Genomic DNA, 20,825 nt, shown 5'->3' with positions numbered 1-20,825 from the left:
GTTCTGCCAGACTTCGATTAACTAGACCAATAACTAAGAATAGGTCGAAAGTGTTGCACTTGATTTGACAATTCGGGAATATTTCTTTTTACATTTTTAACTAGATTATCCATAAGCCTCAACCTCCATGTTCATTATTATTTTCGCAGAAAGTGGGTCGTATCTCATCAATCCTCAGACTGATATTTCCCGGCCGCAAGTGCCAGACGAGCAACATTTAACAATAAAGAGGGAAGGAGTGATGTCACAACTCCTTCCGAAATTAAAAAAATAAATTTAACAACTCGCGAGGTGTCCTCAAAAGATTCGACGTGGCGAGTTAGCGTGTTTGGACATGATTCCAACTACTGCCGGCTGTTTTTACCGCGATATCTGCCGTCATCTGGCGGTACCAATTCTGCCAATCTGCCAAGGTGCGTAATTCATTGATGTGTGGATCGTGCTCGGCCAGTTCATGATAAAGCGCCTGTAATTCAGCCTGCTCGTGGGCAACTAGCGTATCCAGTAATTCTTCTTGTGTTGGCGACGAAACATCAATCAAGAAGAGATTGATATCGATGATTTGATGCTGCGGATCGCGTGTTGACAAAGTATCGAGCTCACCTGAACGGAATAACTGCAGATAGAACTCAAGAAAGGCGTGCGCGGTTTGATCTTGACGGTAATTACTGATGATGATTTGCTTTAATAACATAGTTTCCTCCTTATTTAGTTTGGCAAATACGAATCGACCGGAACGTTATTTTGGACACGGTCAAGTCATCATGACTTCAAAAATAGAAGTCACTCATCAGATTGAGGATAGAGTGACTTAGAAAGGTCAAACATCTTCAAAAAAAGTCGTGCTCAGATCGCGTTTCAATCGATACTACTGACAGAGTGGATATTTGTCCCAAATATTACCGCCTTTATTATAGGCTTGTGGGGGGATTTTGGTAAGGAAACTGTTTTCAATCACAGCTAGATTCATTTTTCGAAAGAATTTTTATTAAATCATGAACGTTATGGAATCAATTTATGGGCTACAATAGTTTTTGTTGATACAGGGATTGTGTTTAACACTATTGAGAAGTGATCAGTGATCTTCGGGGGAGATCGTGATGACGTTTGTTATCTCGAGTACATAGATAAGATAGTTCGTAACTATCGGACTGAAAGAGCTGCGCAGAGCGCGGCTCTTTTTTTGCGTCCTGAATCGGAAGTGCTGTTAACTGAAGTTGCTGTGGAAATAGTACGCTACAGGAAAAATGGGTGACATGCTTGTGGGGCCGGTTCCAGCTCTTTAGAAGCAAGCTTCTAAAGGAGCTTCCACCTTAAAATTGAGCCTTCGTGCAACGAAGTCTCAATTTTATCCCATGTTGTCAGATCTGCATCACGAGTGACGCAGATCAACAACATTTTCACAGCGTGTCAACCATTTTTCCCTCCGCTACCAGAAATTAATGGCTAAATCGGTTTGACGCAGCTCTTCACATTTTCATAACAGTCATTCTTTTTTGAACATAATTATGCTACACTACATACTAGGTGCATTTTAGTGATTATGAATACAAAGGAAGTAAATTATGGATAGCAATCATAATGACGGTCAGCTTCAAAGACCAGCTACACCACATCATCATCACCACCATCATCATCGCAAACATACTTTGCGTAAAATAATCATTTGGGCATTGGTTGCCATCGTTGTTGTTGTGCTAGGCTATGCAAGCTGGTTCTTCTTCACGGCTAAGCATGCACTCGATTCTAGCTATAAATCTGCGGGCGAGACGCAAGCGGCTAAGACAGTTATTGATGCTAAGAAGCCATTGAGTATCTTATTAATGGGTGCAGATACCGGCGCCTTTGGTCGTGACTATCAGGGCCGTACGGATACGATGATCATTGCAACAATTAATCCTAAGAAGAAACAAACGACTTTAACGAGTTTAGCCCGCGATACAATGGCAGAGCTTGTTGGGACCGATAAATTTAATTATCAGCGACTTAACGCAGCTTATGAGGTTGGCGGTTCTAAGATGGCACTTCGTTCGATTTCCACGTTAGTTAACGTGCCGCTAGAGTATTACGTCACCATCAACATGGGTGGTCTTTCGAAAATTGTTGAAGCAGTTGGTGGCGTTGATGTTGACGTGCCGTTTACATTTACTTATGAAAAGAAGACCTTCACTAAAGGCAAGATGCATTTGAATGGTGAGCAGGCACTGGCATACTCACGGATGCGTTACGATGATCCTCAGGGCGATTATGGTCGTCAAGCGCGTCAACGCCAAGTGATCACATCAGCAATCAAGGCGGCAGTTTCAACGCGGACCTTGACGAATTTCCAAGATGTGCTGAAGCAAGTTTCTAAAAACATGACGACCAACTTAACGTTTAATGATATGGTCAGCATTTTCAAAGATTATCGGGGTTATGCGAAGACAATCAAAGATGATCACCTTCACGGCGTGAATGCCATGTGGGGACAGGCAATGATCCAGATTCCATCGACGACAGAGCTTCAACGATTATCTGACAATCTACGTTCAGAGATGGGCTTATCGAAAGAAACACTTGATAATCAAGAGACGCGTCAGAATCGCCTGAATGTTCAAAACGGTTTCAGTTTCACAAGTACTGATTCCAAGCAACAATTCCACGTTTATTCGCCACAGAGCGACACGGCTGAGACCACGAAGTAAATTAAACGGGTTCTATCAAACTCAACCCTGTTAAGATAACTTATTCAATAGACCAATTCTAGGAGTAAATCATGGACCAAACAATTAGCATTGAAAGTATCCTCAAAATTCTACGCAAACATCTGCGCCTGATCATCGCTTCGACAATTGCCTGCCTGCTGGTTTCAGCTGTGGCAACGTATGTCTTCATGACCCCTAAGTATCAGGCGGGTGTGGATATCTTGGTGAATCGAAAGCAAGAGAACAATATCAACAATCAACTGAGTGATCAACAAGCCGATGTTCAGATGATCAACACCTATAAAGACATCATCACGAAGTCAGTTACTCTGGCGCCAGTGCGCAAAGAAGTTCGCGAGCAACTGGGCTATGATATTTCGACTTCCAAATTACAAGGCATGATCAGTGTGACGAACCAACAGAATTCGCAAGTTTTTACGGTTAACGTGACCGACACAGATGCGGCTCGTTCCGCAACGATTGCGAATATTATCGCCAAGACTTTCCAAAAGAAAGTGAAGCAGATTTTGTCGATCAATAACGTCACGATTATTGCCAGTGCAACGAAGCCTAAGTCAGCCGTTTCACCACGTAAAAAGTTAAACTTGATGATTGGTTTTGTTTTGGGTCTATTGATTGGTGTTGGTCTGGCCTTCCTCCGGGAATTGACCGATCATAATGTTAAAGATATCGATTATTTGACTGACGAATTAGGCTTGACCAAGTTAGGCATTGTCTCTCATTATCATACGGGGAGTAAGAAGTCTGGTCACCGCAAACATCAGAATCTTCGTCCGCGCGAACAATTCGTGCCGCTCTCACCGATTGTTGATCGACCTGAGGTGAAAACGACAACACCGACGACAGGTTCGACGCCAATTGAGCCATTACGTCGTACACCGACAAAGCGTGTCTAAGGAGGTCAAATAATGTTCAATCGAAAAAATAAAGGACCAGAACCCGTTGCACCTGCAAATTTATTTACGGTCAACGAACCATCGTCTGTCATTACCGAACAGGTTAAAACAATTCGAACCAACGTCAGCTTTGCCCAACAAGCACAAAGTTTACGAACAATCATGGTCACTTCAGCGATGGCTTCAGAGGGTAAATCGACTGTGACTGCTAACTTGGCGGTCGAATTCGCCCAAGCTGGTAAACGTGTGGTGTTGATTGATGCCGATTTACGCCGTTCAACCGTTAATCGTACGTTTAGAATTCGGGAAGCTAATCGTGGCTTGACCAACTATCTTGTTCGTCAAATTGATAATATTACCGAAGTTTGCCATCCAACGATGGTTGAAAACTTGGCGGTTATTCCGAGTGGCCCGACACCACCGAATCCAGCCGAGCTGATTGGCAGTCCATTGATGGCAACCGTCTTTGATCAATTGAAACAATATTTCGATTTGATTATCGTCGACGCACCGCCAATTCTGCCGGTGACTGATGGTCAGATTCTTTCAAACATGGTCGATGGCGTGATTTTAGTCGTTCGTCAGAACTACACCGATAAACGTGCTGTGGTAGATACCAAGGAACGTCTCGAACAAGCACAAGCTAACATTCTAGGTGTTGTTTTAAATGATGTGAGATCAGAGGGCCATTCGGGATACTACAACAACGGAGATGGTTACTATGGCTACGAATACTCCGAGAAAAAATAGCCTCATCGACCTACATTGTCATATCTTACCTGGCCTCGATGATGGCTCAAAGAGTGTTGAAGAATCGCTTGAGCTTGCGCATGCCGCCGTTCGAGAAGGTATCGGTTATATTCTCTGCACACCGCATCACCTTGACCGCAATTATACGAACCATGCACTTGATGTCGTTCAAAAAGTACACGACTTCCAGAAGATTCTTGATGAGCAGGCTATCCCTTTAACTCTTTTCCCGGGACAAGAGGTTCATCTGAATGGGGATCTTGACCAGCGTGTTGAGGACCTATTAGGCATTGATTCCGCCATGCGCTATCTCTTAGTCGAGTTACCACACGAAGAAGTGCCAACTTACACGACGGAACTTTTCTTTCAACTCAGCATGCGGGGAATCACGCCAGTCATTGCACACCCTGAACGCAACGCGCGCATCAAGGCGGATCCCGAAATTCTCTATGATTTCATTAGCAATGGCGCCTTAGGACAATTGACCGCCACCAGTTTAGTCGGTGTCTTTGGTAAAGGCGTTCAGAAATTCTCACAAGAATTGATTACCCACGGTCTCGTTCACATTATCGCCTCAGACGCCCACATGTTGCCTAACCGCCAGTTTGCACTCAAGGAAGGGTATCTGGCACTCGACGCATTAGACCGCGCGTACGGGCCACAATTTTACGAAAATTCGAAGCACCTGATCAACGGGGAGGACATTGATCATCGAATTCCACTCACATTACTGAAAAAACGTAAAAGGTTCTTCTAAACCACTGTTTAATTCATCACATCAAAAAAGTAGCCGATTGAGATCTAGAATCAAAGCCTGAACAAGTTCAGTTTTATTCAGATTAAAACGACTATATTTTTTTGGAATCAAACTTGTGAAATACCCGAAAAGTCGAATGCGCAAATAAAATAAATGGTAGATAAACACTGGATTCACGTCACTTATCAAAAGTTACATAAATGTAATAATGGGATAAAGGTTAATCAATCGACATTTGAGAGAGCTTACAGAAAACGAACGTTATTTATAGTCTTTTCACAAGTATAAAAATCATCTATAATGTAGATACAACAATTTCGGATATATTGATAAGGGTTTCTATATTGAACCTGTATTTGAATCTTTAGATAATCGTGTGATGGTTATTGGTAACATGGGTCAGGGTAGCTATTTGGAGGAATAAGAATGAATCGTCGAACTAAAAAATTGGTTTTGATGCTAGTTGATGTCATCTTGGTAGTTTTAGCTAATGAGATGGCTTTCTTTTTTGTGGATCGATATGTTTCCTTATCCGGTATTTATTTTGTGTTAACAATTATTTCAGAAGCCGGCTTGTATCTAATCATTGCCAATTCTGTTCGTGTGTTTTCGAAAATAAATCGATACACAAGTATTAAAGAAGTAAGTTCAATTGCCTTGGCGGTGACAGCGGCCTATCTGGTCACGCTAATTGGATTGATTGTTTTCCGAACAGGTTTCAGCGCGCGTCACTTTGTCCTTACATATTTATTTGCATTGTTGTTTATCGCGGGCAGTCGATTAACGTGGCGTTATTATGTTGAATTCTTAATGCATCGCAATGGGTTAAAAAATGGTCGACTAATTCCGACATTATTAGTTGGCGCCGGTGATGGTGCTAGCGTGTTACTGAATCGCCTTTCTTATGATCAACCTGACGTAAACGTGGTCGGCTTAGTTGATGATGACGCGGATAAGCAAGGCACTTGGATCCATGGTGTCAAGGTGTTAGGAACCTTGAAGGATTTGCCTAATCTGATCAAACAAAATGAAATTGAACAGGTTACTATCGCCATTCCAAGTTTGCCTGCAGCTGGTTATGATCAGTTGATGACGGCATTACGTGAGACAAAAGTCACAATTAATAGAATGCCCAAGCTGGATGACATCTTAAGCGATAAGAGTAATGCCGGTCAACTTCAAGATATTAATGTTGCCGATCTCCTCGAACGGCCCGAAGTTCGACTGGATATGAGCCAAATTTCAGATCGAATCACTAAAAAGGTGATATTAGTTACAGGTGCTGGCGGTTCCATTGGTTCTGAGATCGTGCGCCAAGTTTCTAAATTCAGCCCCAAACAAGTACTCTTGCTCGGTCATGGCGAAAACTCAATTTATATGATTACTCGTGAAATGCGGAAACGTTATCCAGATGATCATATCAAGTTTGTACCGCTTATCGGTGATATTCAAGATCGGCAACTCATGTTCGACTTGATGGCCGAGTACAAACCAGATATCGTCTATCATGCGGCTGCGCATAAACATGTCCCTCTAATGGAATACAACCCACACGAAGCCATCAAAAATAACGTCTTTGGTACTAAGAACGTCGCTGATGCTGCAAAAGCTGCAAACGTGACGACCTTTGTTATGATTTCGACGGATAAGGCAGTTAACTCCTCTAGTGTCATGGGTTCAACTAAGCGGATGGCCGAGATGATTGTTACCGGAGAGAACGAACCTGGCAAGACACATTTCGCCGTTGTGAGATTTGGTAATGTTCTTGGTAGCCGTGGTAGCGTAATTCCACTGTTTGAACGCCAGATCAAAGCAGGCGGTCCGTTAACCTTAACCGATAAGCGGATGACTCGTTACTTCATGACGATTCCTGAAGCCAGTCGTCTGGTAATTCAAGCCGGCGCGTTAGCTAAGGGCGGCGAACTATTCATCCTTGATATGGGTCAGCCAGTGAGAATTTTAGATCTCGCTAAGAATGTTATTCGTTTGTCTGGACATACAGAAGCAGAAATCGGGATCAAAGAAGTCGGAATGCGTCCTGGTGAGAAACTTTATGAAGAATTAGTTACTGACGCAGAAAAAACGAACAAAAAAGTTTACGATAAAATTTCGTTGGGGCATGTGTCACATTACAACATTGAAGACATCATCAATGTTGCACAGCATTTGTTAACACTAGATGATGACAGTCTCTCAACAGAAATCGTTGAATATTCAAACCAACATAACGGGCAAGAGAAAACTCGAACTGAGTAAAACAGGGAGAATTAATATGTACATTCATTATTTAAAACGGGACATTGATTTCATACTGGCATTACTGGGGTTAATTATCTTATCGCCGTTGTATCTGTTCATCATTATTGCGATTAAATTAGACTCTAAGGGGCCAGTCTTGTTTGAGCAAGAACGAATCGCAAAAGACAAAGCCATATTTAAAATTTATAAGTTTCGTACGATGAGAATTGATACACCCCACAATATGCCTACACATATGCTAGCTCATGCTGGTAATTATATTACCCGTGTAGGGGCAATCTTACGGAAGACCAGTCTCGATGAATTGCCACAACTTCTAAACATTCTCAAGGGCGATATGAGTATTATTGGACCACGCCCAGCACTTTGGAATCAAAACGATTTGGTCAATGAGCGCGATAAATATCATGCCAATGATGTTAAACCAGGGTTAACCGGCTTAGCGCAAATCAGTGGACGCGACGAATTGCCTATTCCTGTGAAAGCAGGATTTGATGGTGAATATTGTAGACATATCACATTTGCGGGTGACGTAAAAATTTTCTTCGGCACGATCACATCGGTTATGAAGCACGATGGTGTCAAAGAAGGAAAGACAATTGTTCGACCATAAGGAGCCATAATTAATGAAGAGAGTTTTAATCACTGGAAAAAATAGTTATATTGGCGAAAGTTTCAGAAAATATGTTGAAGCAAATCATAGAGAAGAAATTCAGATCGATGTAATTTCTGTACGTGGGAACGCATGGAAATCACGCGATTTTTCTGTATATGATGCAGTATTTCATGTTGCTGGTAAGGCACATGCGGACGTGAGCCATGTTTCCGAAGCAGTTAAACAAGAATATTACGCAGTTAATCGTGATTTAGCCGTTGCCGTTGCTCAGAAATACCGTTCTGAGCGCAACGGCTTTTCACAGTTCATCTACATGAGTTCAATTATTGTGTATGGACATACCCATGAAACAATACAGGAAACAACACCCACTAACCCAAGCAATTTTTATGGAGATAGCAAGCTCCAAGCAGAAATATCTCTTCGCCAAATGAGTAATATAAATTTTCAAATACTTATTTTACGTCCGCCAATGATTTATGGCCCTATGAGCAAGGGAAACTTTCCCATTTTAGTAAAAATGGCTAAAAGCTTTCCGATATTTCCAAAAATAGATAATCAGAGGTCCATGCTGTTTGTCGATAATTTATCAGAATTTATTTGCCAAATAATAGCGTTTCGTCTGCATACCAATATTTACTTTCCGCAGAACAAAGAGTATGTTAATACATCCTGCTTGGTAAAGACCATTCGGGATTCATTGAATCGTAGAACATTATTGCTATCTGGTTTTACTGGAATAATTAATTGCTTTGTGAAGCAACATAACGGATTTGGTATATATGCAGATAAAGCATTTGGATCAGTAATTTACGCCAAGTCTCTTTCTTCAAATTCTGCAGTGCGTCTGAATGGATATCAAGTAGTTGAGTTTGATGAGTCAGTTAGGAGGTCTGTCCTGTGACTCGAAATATGTTGATGGTTACCTCTGTAGCATCGATGATTAAACAATTTAACATGGAAAATATAATGATCTTACAGAAAATGGGCTATCGGGTCCATGTTGCAACAAATTTTGAGTATGGAAGTACAATGAGTCTAGAAGAAAATCAAAAGTTAAAAAAAGAATTAAAAAGTTTGGGGGTAGTGTCGCATCAAATTGATTTTCCACGGGGAATGTGGTCAATAAAATCTTTAAAGCATATCCTTAATCAAGTTACGAGTGTAGTTAAGAATGATGATTTTTATTTTATCCACGCTCATTCCACAATTGGAGGAATATGTAGTCGACTAATTGGGCATAAGTTTCATATAAAGACGGTTTATACAGCACATGGTTTTCAATTTTTTAAAGGAAGCCCTCTGAAAAGCTGGTTAACTGTTTACCCAATTGAAAAATTTTTGTCACGATATACGGATGTGTTACTAACTATCAATCAAGAAGATTTTAGATTAGCAAAATCAAAATTACATGCGAAAAAAGTGTATTATGTGCCAGGCATTGGTGTTGACGTTAACAAAATTTCTAAAGTGAAAACTGATAAATATAGTACAAGAAAGGCGTTGGAAATTCCAGAGCATGCTATTTTTCTTCTATCCGTGGGTGAACTTAGTAATCGGAAAAACCAAGAGGTCGTGCTAAAAGCTCTAGGTACGCTCCAAGATAGTAGTAATATATACTACGGAATTTGTGGAATTGGTGCTAACCAGCAGAAACTTTTAAGTATAGCTGAGACACTTGGATTAAAAAAAAATCTCAGGCTGTTTGGATATAGGACTGATATCATAGAAATAATGAAGGCCGCCGATGTGTTTGTGTTTCCATCACTATTAGAAGGGTTGCCGGTTTCGCTGATGGAAGCAATGGCTGCCGGGCTACCAGTTGCTGCTTCAAATATTAGGGGTAATACAGATCTAATCACCAATGATGTTAATGGTTATTTATTTGATCCCAACGATATATCAAATGTTTTGTCAGACATTTTCAATCTTGTTCAAGATAGTCGTAAAACGGAGGCTTTTAAAATTAAAAGTAAAAAAACGATAAAACGTTTTGACAAAAAAATTATCAATCAACAAATGTTGGATATTTATCAATCATTATGATTAAGGAGGTACAATCATCACTGAGCCAATTCGGGTTTTACACGTCATCGGTAGCATGGAACAAGGCGGAGCACAAGCAATGATTATGAATTTGTATCGAAGAATAGATAAAAATAAGATACAGTTTGATTTCATGGTTCATAGCAACGGAAAAGGCTATTTCGACGATGAGATTAAAAAATTAGGTGGCAAAATATTCCGCATTGAAAAGTTTTATGTTTTTAATACCATCTCGTATTATTTCAAATGGAAGAAATTTTTGTTAGATCACTCAGAATACCAGGTGATTCATGGACATATCGGGAGCTCCGCTATTGTTTATCTGCAAGTTGCAAAAATGTTAGGCCGGAGAACCATTGTTCATAGTCATAGTGCCTTGCCGGATAAATTTGATTTACATTCACGAATCATAAGTTTACTCAATTATCCGAATAGACACATTGCCACGGTCGTTCTAGCTGCTTCAGAACGTGCAGGTAGCGACAGATATGGCAAGAAGGTGCTCAAACAAGAAAATTTCCATGTATTTAACAATGCGATTGACACTCAGAATTTTATGTATTCAGCAATAAGGCGCAATGAAATTAGATCTAAGCTGGGAATATCAGAAGAAGCGCTTGTAATTGGGAATGTCGGCAGATTAGTTGAAGAAAAAAATCAAACAAGATTGATTAATATTTTCAATGAGTTAGTTAAGTTGGTTCCAACTGCCCATTTAGTTGTAGTGGGTGAGGGGCAACTTCGGCCTAACCTTGAACACCTTATCAAACATTTAGGATTGAACAGAAATGTGCACTTGGTTGGTTCGAAAAAAAATGTGGCAGATTATTTGAGCTCTATGGATATGTTTGTTTTTCCCTCGGTAAACGAAGGTCTTGGAATCTCATTAATTGAGGCACAATGCACAGGTTTATTCTGTATTGCATCAGATTCAGTTCCCAAAGAAGCTAAGGTATCTCCAATCATAGTATTTCAGTCGCTGAGTGATTCGGATGTCGAATGGGTAAATACTATATTGGCTAATCAAAGTCAAAAGTATGTTGTCAATAGAAAATCAAAGATGGCCTACGTTAAAAAAGCTGGCTACGATATACAGCAGACAGTACCATTGATTTCGCGGATTTATAATGATTTGTATTGGAGATAAATATGGCAGTATTAACACTGATAACACCAACTTTCAATCGTGCAACAACTTTGATACGTTGTTGGGAATCTTTACGAAGACAGACTAGTAAACAGTTTCAATGGTTAGTTATTGATGATGGAAGTACTGACAATACTGCAACCATCATGGGACAATTAAAGCAACAAACCACTGATTTCATAATTGATTATTATCATAAACCAAATGGTGGGAAACATACCGCATTGAATTTCTCACATCCTTATATTGAGGGTGATTTTGTGTTGATTCTTGATAGTGATGACTTCTTGTCAGACGATGCAGTTGAGATTGTTTTGCAAGAGTGGAGCAAAGTGCTCAGACATCAAGAGATTGGTGGGATTACTTTTATGTGCGGCACAATAGGGGGGGATTCACTAGCAAAAATGCCATGTGACTCTGTATTATCTAATCACATAGAATTTAGAATTAATCAGAAAATTCAAGGTGATTGTTGTGAGACACTTAGGAGCCCAGTGTTCAAAAACTTTTTGTTTCCTGAAATATCTGGTGAAAACTTTCTAGGTGAGGGAATGTTATGGACAACCATCGCCTTAACTTACCAAACTTTATATCTAGCAAGAATAATATATATTGTCCCTGAATACCGCTCAGACGGATTGACTAAGTCAGGAAGAAAAATGCGGTTGCGAAATTTACGTGGTGCACTATTAAACAATGAATTACACATGAATCATAAAATAATATTTCGTGTAAGGATAAAGAATGCTCTGTTAAAGACATGTTACTCGTTCTTTTTAAAGAAAAATGTTATCCAAATGCTTAAGGAAACACAACATAAAGCTTTGGTTACTGCTGTAAGTCCATTTGGGTATTTACTTTATCAATATTGGCATAGAAAGTATAGTGGTGAATAATAGTGATCGTATATTCGTCTGTTTTTTTTATCTCTTCTGTGATCCTATTTATCAGTATGCTTGTACCAAAAAAAAAGTATCGTAATGTCATGGCGTTGGTTCCGCTAGTTATGCTTGCAGTTGTGACTGGGACTCGATATTACATGGGTGGGTACGATATATATAATTATGAATATACTTTTAACACTATACCCTCATTAAGTAATTTTCATTTGTGGGAAACATTTAAAACTTATGGCTTTTTTGGCTCTGATATTGGATATCGATTTATAAATAGTCTAATTAAGTCGTTGGGGTTCAACTTCTTTGGCTTTACATTAATCGTTTCATTCTTTTTTTATATTTGTGTGTATTTCGGCTTGTCAAAATTTAGTAACAATATGAATATTGTTGTGATCATACTAATGTATAAAGAATTTCTTGGCTTAACATTTATTTATATGCGGCAATCTATTGCAGTTGGATTTTTTTTGTTATCACTTAGGTTTCTGTTTACCAATCGACCGTTTCGATATGTATTGACTATATTAGTTGCATCTACAATACATTTTTCGGCAATTTTTTTGTTGCCCCTCTATTTACTAAAGTTTGTCAGACTGACAAAAAAAGGGATAATCATCTATTCCTGTGTTTTTACGGTGTCATATGTGGTTTCCTTATCTAATATTAATATACTCGGGTTCATGAGCCCCATTGCAGAATTATTCTCTGGATCTGCCCAAGAAAAAATATCTTCGGTAGCCGGGGATAGTGACCTATATCAGGGCGGAACCAGTATACTTCACTTGGTTGAGTTTTTAGTTGTGGATATGCTTCTTATATATATTTTTAATCATCTCACGTTGAACCAGACTAGAGAATGGATGATAAAATTATTTTTGTGTGTGTTGCCATTTTATTCTATTCTCGCAGGAGAAGGGATTTTAGCTAGAATACCGTTCTACTTGTTGCTATCATATGCTTTTATAATTGATTATTTTGTTGACAATTCAAGGCATGCCGTTAGAGCCCTTACGTACTTGGCGGTAATAATAGTTTGTTTTGGTGGGATGTATATGTTTGCTCAAAAGTTTGACGGGGGTGAAATGCTTTTATATCGTAGTTTCCTTCACTATAACTTGTCAATATTTAATTAGGAGTATTTATGAAAGTATTTAAGAATTTTATATATACATCGGGCTATCAAATTTTTTCAATTATTGTTCCAATAATCACAGCCCCCTATATTTCCCGTCAATTGGGACCCTCTGGCGTTGGAATAAATGCCTTTTCGCTTTCATTCGTACAGGTGTTTGTCTTGTTTGCATACCTTGGAACTCAGAAATATGGGAATAAAATGATTTCTAAGGAACGAAATAACGTCATTCAACTCACGACAAATTTTAAGTATGTCTATTTCAATCAACTCGTTACAACCACGTTGACGTTATTTTTGTATATCTTATATGTTGAGGTTTTTATAGATAAGTATCGTAGCTTATACTTTGTTCAAGCTATATATATACTTAGCGTTTATTTTGATGTATCTTGGTTTTTCCAAGGTAAAGAGGACTTTCGAACAACTGTTGTTCGTGGAATGGGTAGTAAAGTGCTTGGAACTATCTTAATATTTATTCTCATACATGATCCGCAAGATATTACGCTTTATGCCTTAATACTCGCTGCATCTGGGTTAGTTGCCAATGTGATAATGTGGATGTATTTATGGAAAGAGATTGATTGGACACGGTTTATTAAAATAAGAATACAGCTTAAACCATTTTTAATACAGCTAAAGAATATTTTTACTTATTTTGTTCCTGTCGCTTTTTTGCAAATTACTGTTCTGATGTATCAACTTATTTTAGGCTGGCATGCAAGCAATATCGAAGTTGCATATTACGCAAATGCAAACAAGATTATTACGATTCCACTTTATATTATTACTTCATTTATTACTGTGATGTTCCCACGTATGTCATACGAGTTCGGGAGCGGTAGAGAAAATCATGCCAATGAGTTATTGAAAAGTTCAGTGGAGACCACGATGTTGTTAGCAATACCGTTAACTTTTGGCATGATTGCCATTTCGTCTAATTTTGTTGGTTGGTTCTTTGGCGCCGGATTTACTAAAGTATCGCCTGTCATGATCATTTTGAGCCTACGGATTGTTCCAGCAACTTTGAATGAAGTGTTTGGTTATTTATTGTTAATGGCCAACGGGAAGGCGACACTTTACAGCCGATCTCTTAGTATCGGGGGTGCTGTCAGTATTGTATTAAATTATCTAGTGACCTTTCATTCTGGTGCTGTGTCGACGGCTTGGGTCTCAGTAATTTCTGAATTTTTAATAATGATTGTCATACTTCTTTTTGTGCGGTCTCGAATTGGAGTATTAAAGAATGTAGTTATTTTACATGCGTGTATTTTTTCGGTATTAATGTTTATTCCGGTATATTTATTTGGAAGTGGCTATGAACGTAATATTACTGTTACAATCGTACAAATTATCTTAGCAGTTGTTATTTATTCTGCCCTATTAGTAATATTTGACAGAAAAAAAATAAGGGAGATACTTGCTACTTTCAAGAATTAGTTTTGCAAAAGATTTTGTAGAATAGGTTATGATTAAACTCTGTTTTCTGGCTTTTTATTACACGTTAGGTTTCTATATATGGGACTAATTTTGATAAATGGCTAAGACAATGAACATTGCGAGTAGTTTGGAGATACTAGAAAAGATTATTTTTCTTATGTAATTTGTGATTGCAAGGATAATGATGGCTGCATTTAATGTTAGGTTGCAGGATAGTAATAATAGTTTTACTTTTAATGAAGAAAGTTGGATAAAGTATGGGGTTTGATATAGATTTCGTGGTTACGTGGGTTGACGGAAGTGATCATAGTTGGATAGAGAAACGCCAGCAATATACTGCTAGTAACAATGATGAGAGTCCTGTGCGATTTCGAGATTATGGTACTTTTAAGTATTGGTTTCGTGCGATTGAAAAATATGCACCATGGGTTCATAAAATATATTTAATTACTGACCACCAGTCTCCAGATTGGTTGAATGAATGCAATCCAAAATTAGTTTTGGTCGATCATAAAGATTATCTGCCAAAAGAAATTTTGCCCACTTTCAATTCTAATGCAATAGAATTAGGTATTCCTGATATCGAGGAATTAACTGAACATTTTGTTGTATTTAACGATGACATGTTTCTTAATGCCCCAGTTAAACCAAAAGATTTTTTTGATTCAGAGGGACTGCCAAGAGATTCGGCAGTTCAAAACGCTATTATGCCAATTGAAGATTTTGACCATGTAAGTGTGAATAATTTGTTAATTATCAATAAGCACTATAATAAACGTCAGGTGTTGATAAATAATTTCTTTAAGTTTTTCAATCCAAGGTACGGCTATCTAAATCTAATAAGCATACTATTATTACCTTGGCCACGATTCACTCGTTTCTATGATCCACATATTCCAATCTCTTTGCTAAAGAGTGTGTGTATTCAGGTATTACAGGAAAACAAAGGCATAAAGTTGAAAACAATGAAATCTCGTTTCCGTAGTATGACAGATAACACGATCTGGCTGTTTCGGTATGAACAATTAGTGAGCGGGAAATTTCATCCGAGATCTGTGCGAATTGGGAAAAAATATCAGATAGATCAAGTTGATAAAGTATGTAGTGACATTACTAGGTCTGATCACAAAATGATTTGCATAAATGACGTTAGTCTTTCGGAACAAGATTTTCAATTAGCGTGCACGAAACTATTAAAAGCTTTTCAAAAGGTTCATCCTAGAAGCTCTTCGTTTGAGATGACACAACAGAGTATTAAGAAATGAAATTAGATAAAATGTGCGCAACAACGATGGAATATTTCATATATAGTTGGTTGATTATTTTGATATCAAAATATTTAAAATGATTTTAAAATTCGGTCGCGTATATTAGAATGAAAATTATCATTGTTCAGAAGCTACGAAAAGAATTTATTAGTGGAGGCTCTTTCCCATGGCACTTATCCCACCAAAAGCCGGTTTTAATCTTTTTTCCGGTCTGGATGTCTATCAATATTTCGACATTCAACATCAGGCAATGGTCCACGAGATTGTCGACTTAACCGATGCTGAGTTTGTCAGTCGTTCTATACCAGAGTGGCGGGCGGATTTTCTGGCGCGGTATACGATCGAGCCGTTGCACTTGTTTGTGACTGAGGTGAAGTTTTCTTATGAGGCTGCGATGGTGGCGCCGATTTCTTTGATGGATTGGGTGCCTGATGTGGATCCGCATCGTGGCGATCCGCCTGAACCTGGGTATATTGTGACGGTGCAGTATCCGTTCACTGGGGATGATGTGATGGTCTATATTCGGCCGGAGCGTTTTCCATGTCGAACTTATCCAGCGACACGTGTGGTTGCGCCGGTTGGCAATCAGAAGGGTATGGTCGAATTCAAGCGGGAGTTTCAAGCTTTTCGGGTGCCTGAGGAAGATACCGAGTGGGAGGCTGAGCGTTTGGTGATGGAATTGTCCAATCATTTCCACCAACTTTTCTCGATCAGTGCTCACAATACGCGCGAACACAATGGACATTTGTTGCCGCTGATCGATCAGGCGTTGGCAGAGCGGGCGGAAATCGATCATCCGTGAATAATTAATAGACACTAAACTATATTAAAAATCCCGTCAAACTAATAAATGTTTGACGGGATATTTTTAGTATGGTGGATGGTAGTTATTTTAACTTAGAATTCAGTAACTCCGAAAATTTCGGTTAAATAAGTGTTGATGTTTGTATAGGGGTTTCGATTATACCAAGGATCTGGCGATACTTGAAGTAATTTATCTGCATTTGATTTAGCGATTTTAACACGGTCGACTAATAATTCATCGTAAGGACAGCCTTTGAATGCAGCGTAATCAGTATCGAAATATTTTTCTCCCGAAAGGATACGATTAAGTTCTGGTCTCGTAAATGCGCGCATAACTGGTTGGAAATGCATCAGAATCCAGATTTCAATGTTAACACTCGAAAAGATGATTTTAATTTGATGATCCTTGGCATAGCTTTCACATTTTTGAAGCTCTGATACCGTGAGATCATCACGGTCGAAAACGACATATGCTTGATCGACTTGTTTACGTTGAGGAAGTCGTTCAATGCGGGTGACTGCAGTTGTGAGCAAATCCATACCTTGTTTACCCATTGGCTTGATGTTGATCTTTTCTGGATGAACATTTGCACTGTGATACTTATGCTTAAGCATTTCGAAATAGGCTTTTTCAGAATCTCCTTCACAATAGATCGCAATAATTGGTTTGATGCGAAGATTGCGTGAACGTCGGGCCATCTTATTTCACCTCAGATCCTGGGGCGTTTAATGCACTTAGCATTTCGTCGACTTGTATTTGTGGCAATGCACCAAATCGACCTTCAATGTAGCGCCGCATGTATCTGATGTCGTGGCGTTTTTCTTTTGGATCTTTAAAGTCGAAAATCGATTTTAAATCGCTCCGACCTTGAAAGTCTTTTTCCATTAAGTAGATTTGATCTGTACGTAAGTTCGCATCGAGTAATTGAAGTTCATGCGTGGTTAGAATGAATTGATTTTTATTTTGTTTAGAATTGAAAATTTGAATCAACGCTTTGGATAATTCGAAGTGTAGTGAATCATCGAATTCGTCGAATAGGAGCGTCTTACCGTTGCCATTCAATTGCGCATTAATGATCGATAAGGCAATAAGAAAAACTTTCTGGGTTCCACGAGATTCCATTGATAATGGAATTTCCTGAGTACCAACAACGTCGCCAGTCTGATTAAACTTTTTATGAACGGCGCTCAATTGTTGCGAGGACGTTGGAATTTCAGCATTTGGATTAATAATATCGAGTATTTTTCTCAAGTCATCAGGGAAGGTTGGAACTGGCACTTCGCGAACAGTCACGTCGGTAATATTGAAATCTGCGAATTGCAAAAAGCGTAAGAACTCACTCTTAATATCTTGACGTTTCATTAAATTCACGAGTTGATCGGGAATCTGAGTATCATCTACGAAAATCAAATCATCTTGAAACCAGCGCATGACCGCGATTGCCTGTGGGTCATTAGCTTGCTGTGCGTTATATAGTAATAGTGAATTTTGTTTTGTGTTCAGCGCGATCGTTTTTAAATTATCCGGTAAAATAGGATAGTCTTGATCTTGACGAGAGAAATATATTTGCTCAGTTGTTTTTTTGATCAGTTTTAATTCTTCCGTAACAATTTTGTCTTGAAGAAATGTAAAGGAATACTCATAGGTGTTGCCAGAATAGTTGAATTTAATCTGAAAACCGATGGCATTGTCCTGTGAACCTTCAGAAAGTATGAAAGGACGATAGCGCAGTTGATCGGTGATGCGAGTTGGATTATTAAGCACCATGCTCTTCATTAAATGCAGACCATCGATCAAGCTGGACTTACCTGAACCATTGGGACCAATGATAACCAAGCTCTTTAGTAACGAAATGTGATTTTCTATTAAGGTGTTGGATCCCTTAAGTCGGCTTAAATGTTCGCCAGTTTCAGCGGATAATGTCATTTTGTCTTTAATTGACGCGTAATTTTTAATCGAAAAATCAATTAACATTTTATTGACCTCCTTTATTTATGAGGAATCGTAATTAATTGTTGTACAGGCTAATTATAGCATGCCATTCGTTACAATAAAACGGAAAAACGTTATTTATAATAATATAATTCACTTTAAGTGATTTTTTAGTGTCATTTAAACCAAAAAAACGTTTTTTGATAATACATTTGGTAATTAATTGTATGATACAAAAAAATTCATTTATTGGTGTATATCAATTTTATTTTTATTGATTCTTGCATTAGGAATGTGTATGATTAGATGTAACTTCACATGAGTTTTGGAAGTCGATGTGTGGAGCTTTTTTTATTTAAACAAGGGTATTGGGGAATACGTTATGGTAAAAGTTACTTTTCAACTATGGGCTGATCAGCGCGAGACCTATCTTGCACAATTGGCGGATATTGAACGGATTTATGAGCGGACGCAATTCGATTCTGAGCGGTTGGCTGAGGAATTTCAGACCAGCAGCTTCGCCGATTTGGCCGGTGTGGAGGTCAAGGTGCACTTGTATACGCATATTCTGATGCTGGCACAGCAATGGGAGTATCAGGTGCATACATATTTGCAGTAGAACTTGCAGAAGCAGCAGCTGCCTGCTGAAGGGCTTTATTTCCACACGGTCATTCGGCGTTTCGCCAGCGATTTATTGACGCCGGAGCTAACTCAACAGCTTAATATTAAACGAATGCAACAATTATTCTATCTCGCCGAAGTCATTAAATCGGGCGACCGTTTCGATGTGCGCCGACTATATCAATTGCGCCCGGACTTTTTTAGTCGTGCCAGCGATGTCAGCGTGAATCTCCAAGCCAGTTTATTTTCTCAAGGTGGCGGATCCACGGCGTCTGCGACCAGTGGCCGGCTAGATGTGTTCGCGTCGCTGTACAAGGGCCAGGCGGCGTTGCGCGTGGGCGAGTTAGATTTCCACAACTTTGTTCAGGCCGCGCGTGAATTCTGGATGCAGATGCCAGACAAAGTGGATGTCGAGCGCGAGGCGTTGGTTGGGATGATTGCGTGAGGGATAAGTCGTAAGCCACGAGTGCGCTCGATTGGGCTGATTATAAACAAATAAATATTAATTCGAGAGTGCCTGAGGGTGCTCTTTTTTTATGGTTAGAGATCAGTGGTAAAGGCGGATTTTCATGGATTTTGAGCTAAAAAAATGGCTTAATGAGTGATAAAAAATTAATTTGTTATGGAAATTAAAGATTAAATGTTGTATGATAAAAGCGAACGTATGTTTGCGTTTTTTAAAATCTAAATATATAGGAGCGATAACATGGATAAAGACGTTACTGCGTTTACAGCCGGAACATCTGATGAGCACCATAATTGGGTTAATGCGACATACGACGTACTAGATTATGATGATTATATTGAAATTATTTCAATGATCGTGGATGACATGAAGGATGATGTTCGCAAGGTCGACAGCGAACAATTTACGGACGATATGGAAGATATTATAAGAACTGTCACTAAAAAGTCGAAAAATCCTCGGAAGCCTAAAACGCCTGAAGATATTAAAATTCCAGAATTAAGCCTGAAAGAAATCGCCAGCAATAAAAAGGTGAAGATAGTGATCACGTTGGAAGATCTCAATAAAGTTTCCATTCACAACAACAATTTATCAATAGTGACTCGAGATAGATTTATCAATCTAATGCCTAGGGATACATATCAGACATTTATTTCCTTGCTAAGTAAACGGGAGGTGAATGAGATGATTTTGGAAGACAGTGTCCAATATATTGCCTATTCATATTCTTCGACAATTGCGTCGATCCAGAAAATTGTTGGCTTTGCTTCTCAATACAACTTGCTTGAGGACGATCGGTCGACAAAAGACATGCGACACGTTTTCGATTCACTCGGTGACAGCACAACGCGCAGCCAGAGCAAAGCAAATATTATTGATTTTAACAAGTGTATCAAGAAAGAATAACAGTGAGGTACAATTTGTCACTCGCTTCTTTTCAAATTTGAATATATTTGCAAGTGTGTCCTAAATAATCATTACGGAGAAGGTCCTGATGCGGCAGTATCAGGGCTATACTCCTACTTAAGTAGACAAGCAAATAATCAAAGCTTGTACACTTAGGAAGGAGTTTTTTATGGGAAGAAA

The 20,825-nt window shown here is 38.9% G+C and carries 20 protein-coding genes; 17 read left to right on the top strand and 3 right to left on the bottom strand.

The window, feature by feature from the left end; translation table 11 throughout:
* Positions 1–319: 319 nt before the first annotated feature.
* Positions 320–694: a hypothetical protein gene (locus EKM81_RS09505; protein ID WP_125651110.1), complete on the bottom strand. Its 375-nt coding sequence runs from the start codon at positions 692–694 to the stop codon at positions 320–322.
* Between the two features lie 871 nt (positions 695–1,565).
* Here EKM81_RS09505 and EKM81_RS09500 point away from each other — a divergent pair.
* The 14 genes from EKM81_RS09500 to EKM81_RS09435 all read left to right on the top strand — a co-directional run bounded on the left by EKM81_RS09500 (position 1,566) and on the right by EKM81_RS09435 (position 16,717).
* Positions 1,566–2,684, top strand: coding sequence for an LCP family glycopolymer transferase (locus tag EKM81_RS09500; protein ID WP_125651108.1), 1,119 nt, complete (start codon positions 1,566–1,568; stop codon positions 2,682–2,684).
* Positions 2,685–2,755: 71 nt separating this feature from the next.
* On the top strand, positions 2,756–3,601 hold the full coding sequence (locus tag EKM81_RS09495) for a YveK family protein (protein WP_125651106.1): 846 nt from the start codon (positions 2,756–2,758) through the stop codon (positions 3,599–3,601).
* Between the two features lie 12 nt (positions 3,602–3,613).
* Positions 3,614–4,351: a CpsD/CapB family tyrosine-protein kinase gene (locus EKM81_RS09490; RefSeq protein WP_125651104.1), complete on the top strand. Its 738-nt coding sequence runs from the start codon at positions 3,614–3,616 to the stop codon at positions 4,349–4,351.
* Positions 4,323–5,108: a tyrosine-protein phosphatase gene (locus EKM81_RS09485; protein ID WP_164509283.1), complete on the top strand. Its 786-nt coding sequence runs from the start codon at positions 4,323–4,325 to the stop codon at positions 5,106–5,108. The genes EKM81_RS09490 and EKM81_RS09485 overlap by 29 nt, the downstream gene beginning before the upstream one ends.
* Positions 5,109–5,534: 426 nt before the next feature.
* Positions 5,535–7,364 carry a polysaccharide biosynthesis protein gene (locus EKM81_RS09480; protein WP_125651100.1) on the top strand — a complete coding sequence of 610 codons (1,830 nt, stop codon included), beginning with the start codon at positions 5,535–5,537 and terminating at the stop codon, positions 7,362–7,364.
* A gap of 16 nt (positions 7,365–7,380) precedes the next feature.
* Positions 7,381–7,980: a sugar transferase gene (locus EKM81_RS09475; protein WP_057825870.1), complete on the top strand. Its 600-nt coding sequence runs from the start codon at positions 7,381–7,383 to the stop codon at positions 7,978–7,980.
* A gap of 13 nt (positions 7,981–7,993) precedes the next feature.
* Positions 7,994–8,887 carry an NAD-dependent epimerase/dehydratase family protein gene (locus EKM81_RS09470; RefSeq protein ID WP_125651098.1) on the top strand — a complete coding sequence of 298 codons (894 nt, stop codon included), beginning with the start codon at positions 7,994–7,996 and terminating at the stop codon, positions 8,885–8,887.
* Positions 8,884–10,029 carry a glycosyltransferase gene (locus EKM81_RS09465; RefSeq protein WP_125651096.1) on the top strand — a complete coding sequence of 382 codons (1,146 nt, stop codon included), beginning with the start codon at positions 8,884–8,886 and terminating at the stop codon, positions 10,027–10,029. Before EKM81_RS09470 ends, EKM81_RS09465 begins: the two co-directional genes overlap by 4 nt.
* A 55-nt stretch (positions 10,030–10,084) precedes the next feature.
* Positions 10,085–11,176 (top strand): glycosyltransferase, encoded by a 1,092-nt coding sequence (locus tag EKM81_RS09460; protein ID WP_125651094.1) that lies wholly within the window; start codon positions 10,085–10,087, stop codon positions 11,174–11,176.
* 2 nt (positions 11,177–11,178) lie between these two features.
* Positions 11,179–12,072 (top strand): glycosyltransferase family A protein, encoded by an 894-nt coding sequence (locus tag EKM81_RS09455; RefSeq protein WP_125651092.1) that lies wholly within the window; start codon positions 11,179–11,181, stop codon positions 12,070–12,072.
* Positions 12,073–12,128: 56 nt separating this feature from the next.
* On the top strand, positions 12,129–13,208 hold the full coding sequence (locus EKM81_RS09450; protein ID WP_164509282.1) for an EpsG family protein: 1,080 nt from the start codon (positions 12,129–12,131) through the stop codon (positions 13,206–13,208).
* 8 nt (positions 13,209–13,216) lie between these two features.
* The gene (locus EKM81_RS09445; protein ID WP_125651088.1) at positions 13,217–14,647 is read left to right on the top strand and encodes an oligosaccharide flippase family protein; all 1,431 of its coding nucleotides are present in this window, start codon (positions 13,217–13,219) and stop codon (positions 14,645–14,647) included.
* A gap of 257 nt (positions 14,648–14,904) precedes the next feature.
* Positions 14,905–15,912 (top strand): stealth family protein, encoded by a 1,008-nt coding sequence (locus EKM81_RS09440; protein ID WP_225420236.1) that lies wholly within the window; start codon positions 14,905–14,907, stop codon positions 15,910–15,912.
* 169 nt (positions 15,913–16,081) lie between these two features.
* A complete protein-coding gene (locus tag EKM81_RS09435) occupies positions 16,082–16,717 on the top strand; it encodes a hypothetical protein (protein WP_125651086.1) in 636 nt (211 codons plus the stop codon).
* Between the two features lie 95 nt (positions 16,718–16,812).
* Here the strand turns inward: EKM81_RS09435 and EKM81_RS09430 are convergent, their stop codons facing one another.
* Together EKM81_RS09430 and EKM81_RS09425 are read right to left on the bottom strand one after the other, a co-directional pair.
* Positions 16,813–17,418, bottom strand: a complete 606-nt coding sequence (locus EKM81_RS09430; RefSeq protein ID WP_125651084.1) for an RloB family protein — start codon at positions 17,416–17,418, stop codon at positions 16,813–16,815.
* A 1-nt stretch (position 17,419) separates the two neighbouring features.
* Positions 17,420–18,694: an AAA family ATPase gene (locus EKM81_RS09425; protein WP_125651082.1), complete on the bottom strand. Its 1,275-nt coding sequence runs from the start codon at positions 18,692–18,694 to the stop codon at positions 17,420–17,422.
* Between the two features lie 340 nt (positions 18,695–19,034).
* Between EKM81_RS09425 and EKM81_RS09420 the strand changes: the two genes are divergently transcribed.
* From EKM81_RS09420 to EKM81_RS09410, 3 genes are all read left to right on the top strand, one after another.
* Positions 19,035–19,271 carry a hypothetical protein gene (locus tag EKM81_RS09420; protein WP_125651080.1) on the top strand — a complete coding sequence of 79 codons (237 nt, stop codon included), beginning with the start codon at positions 19,035–19,037 and terminating at the stop codon, positions 19,269–19,271.
* A 3-nt stretch (positions 19,272–19,274) separates the two neighbouring features.
* Positions 19,275–19,718: a hypothetical protein gene (locus EKM81_RS09415; RefSeq protein WP_125651078.1), complete on the top strand. Its 444-nt coding sequence runs from the start codon at positions 19,275–19,277 to the stop codon at positions 19,716–19,718.
* A gap of 261 nt (positions 19,719–19,979) precedes the next feature.
* Positions 19,980–20,645 (top strand): hypothetical protein, encoded by a 666-nt coding sequence (locus EKM81_RS09410; RefSeq protein ID WP_125651077.1) that lies wholly within the window; start codon positions 19,980–19,982, stop codon positions 20,643–20,645.
* The last annotated feature ends 180 nt before the right edge of the window (positions 20,646–20,825 follow it).

The organism is Lapidilactobacillus gannanensis, from assembly GCF_003946675.1.
GTDB lineage: Bacteria > Bacillota > Bacilli > Lactobacillales > Lactobacillaceae > Lapidilactobacillus > Lapidilactobacillus gannanensis.
The sequence above is the reverse complement of the archived record's forward strand: the minus strand, read 5'-3'. Positions and strand labels throughout refer to the sequence as shown.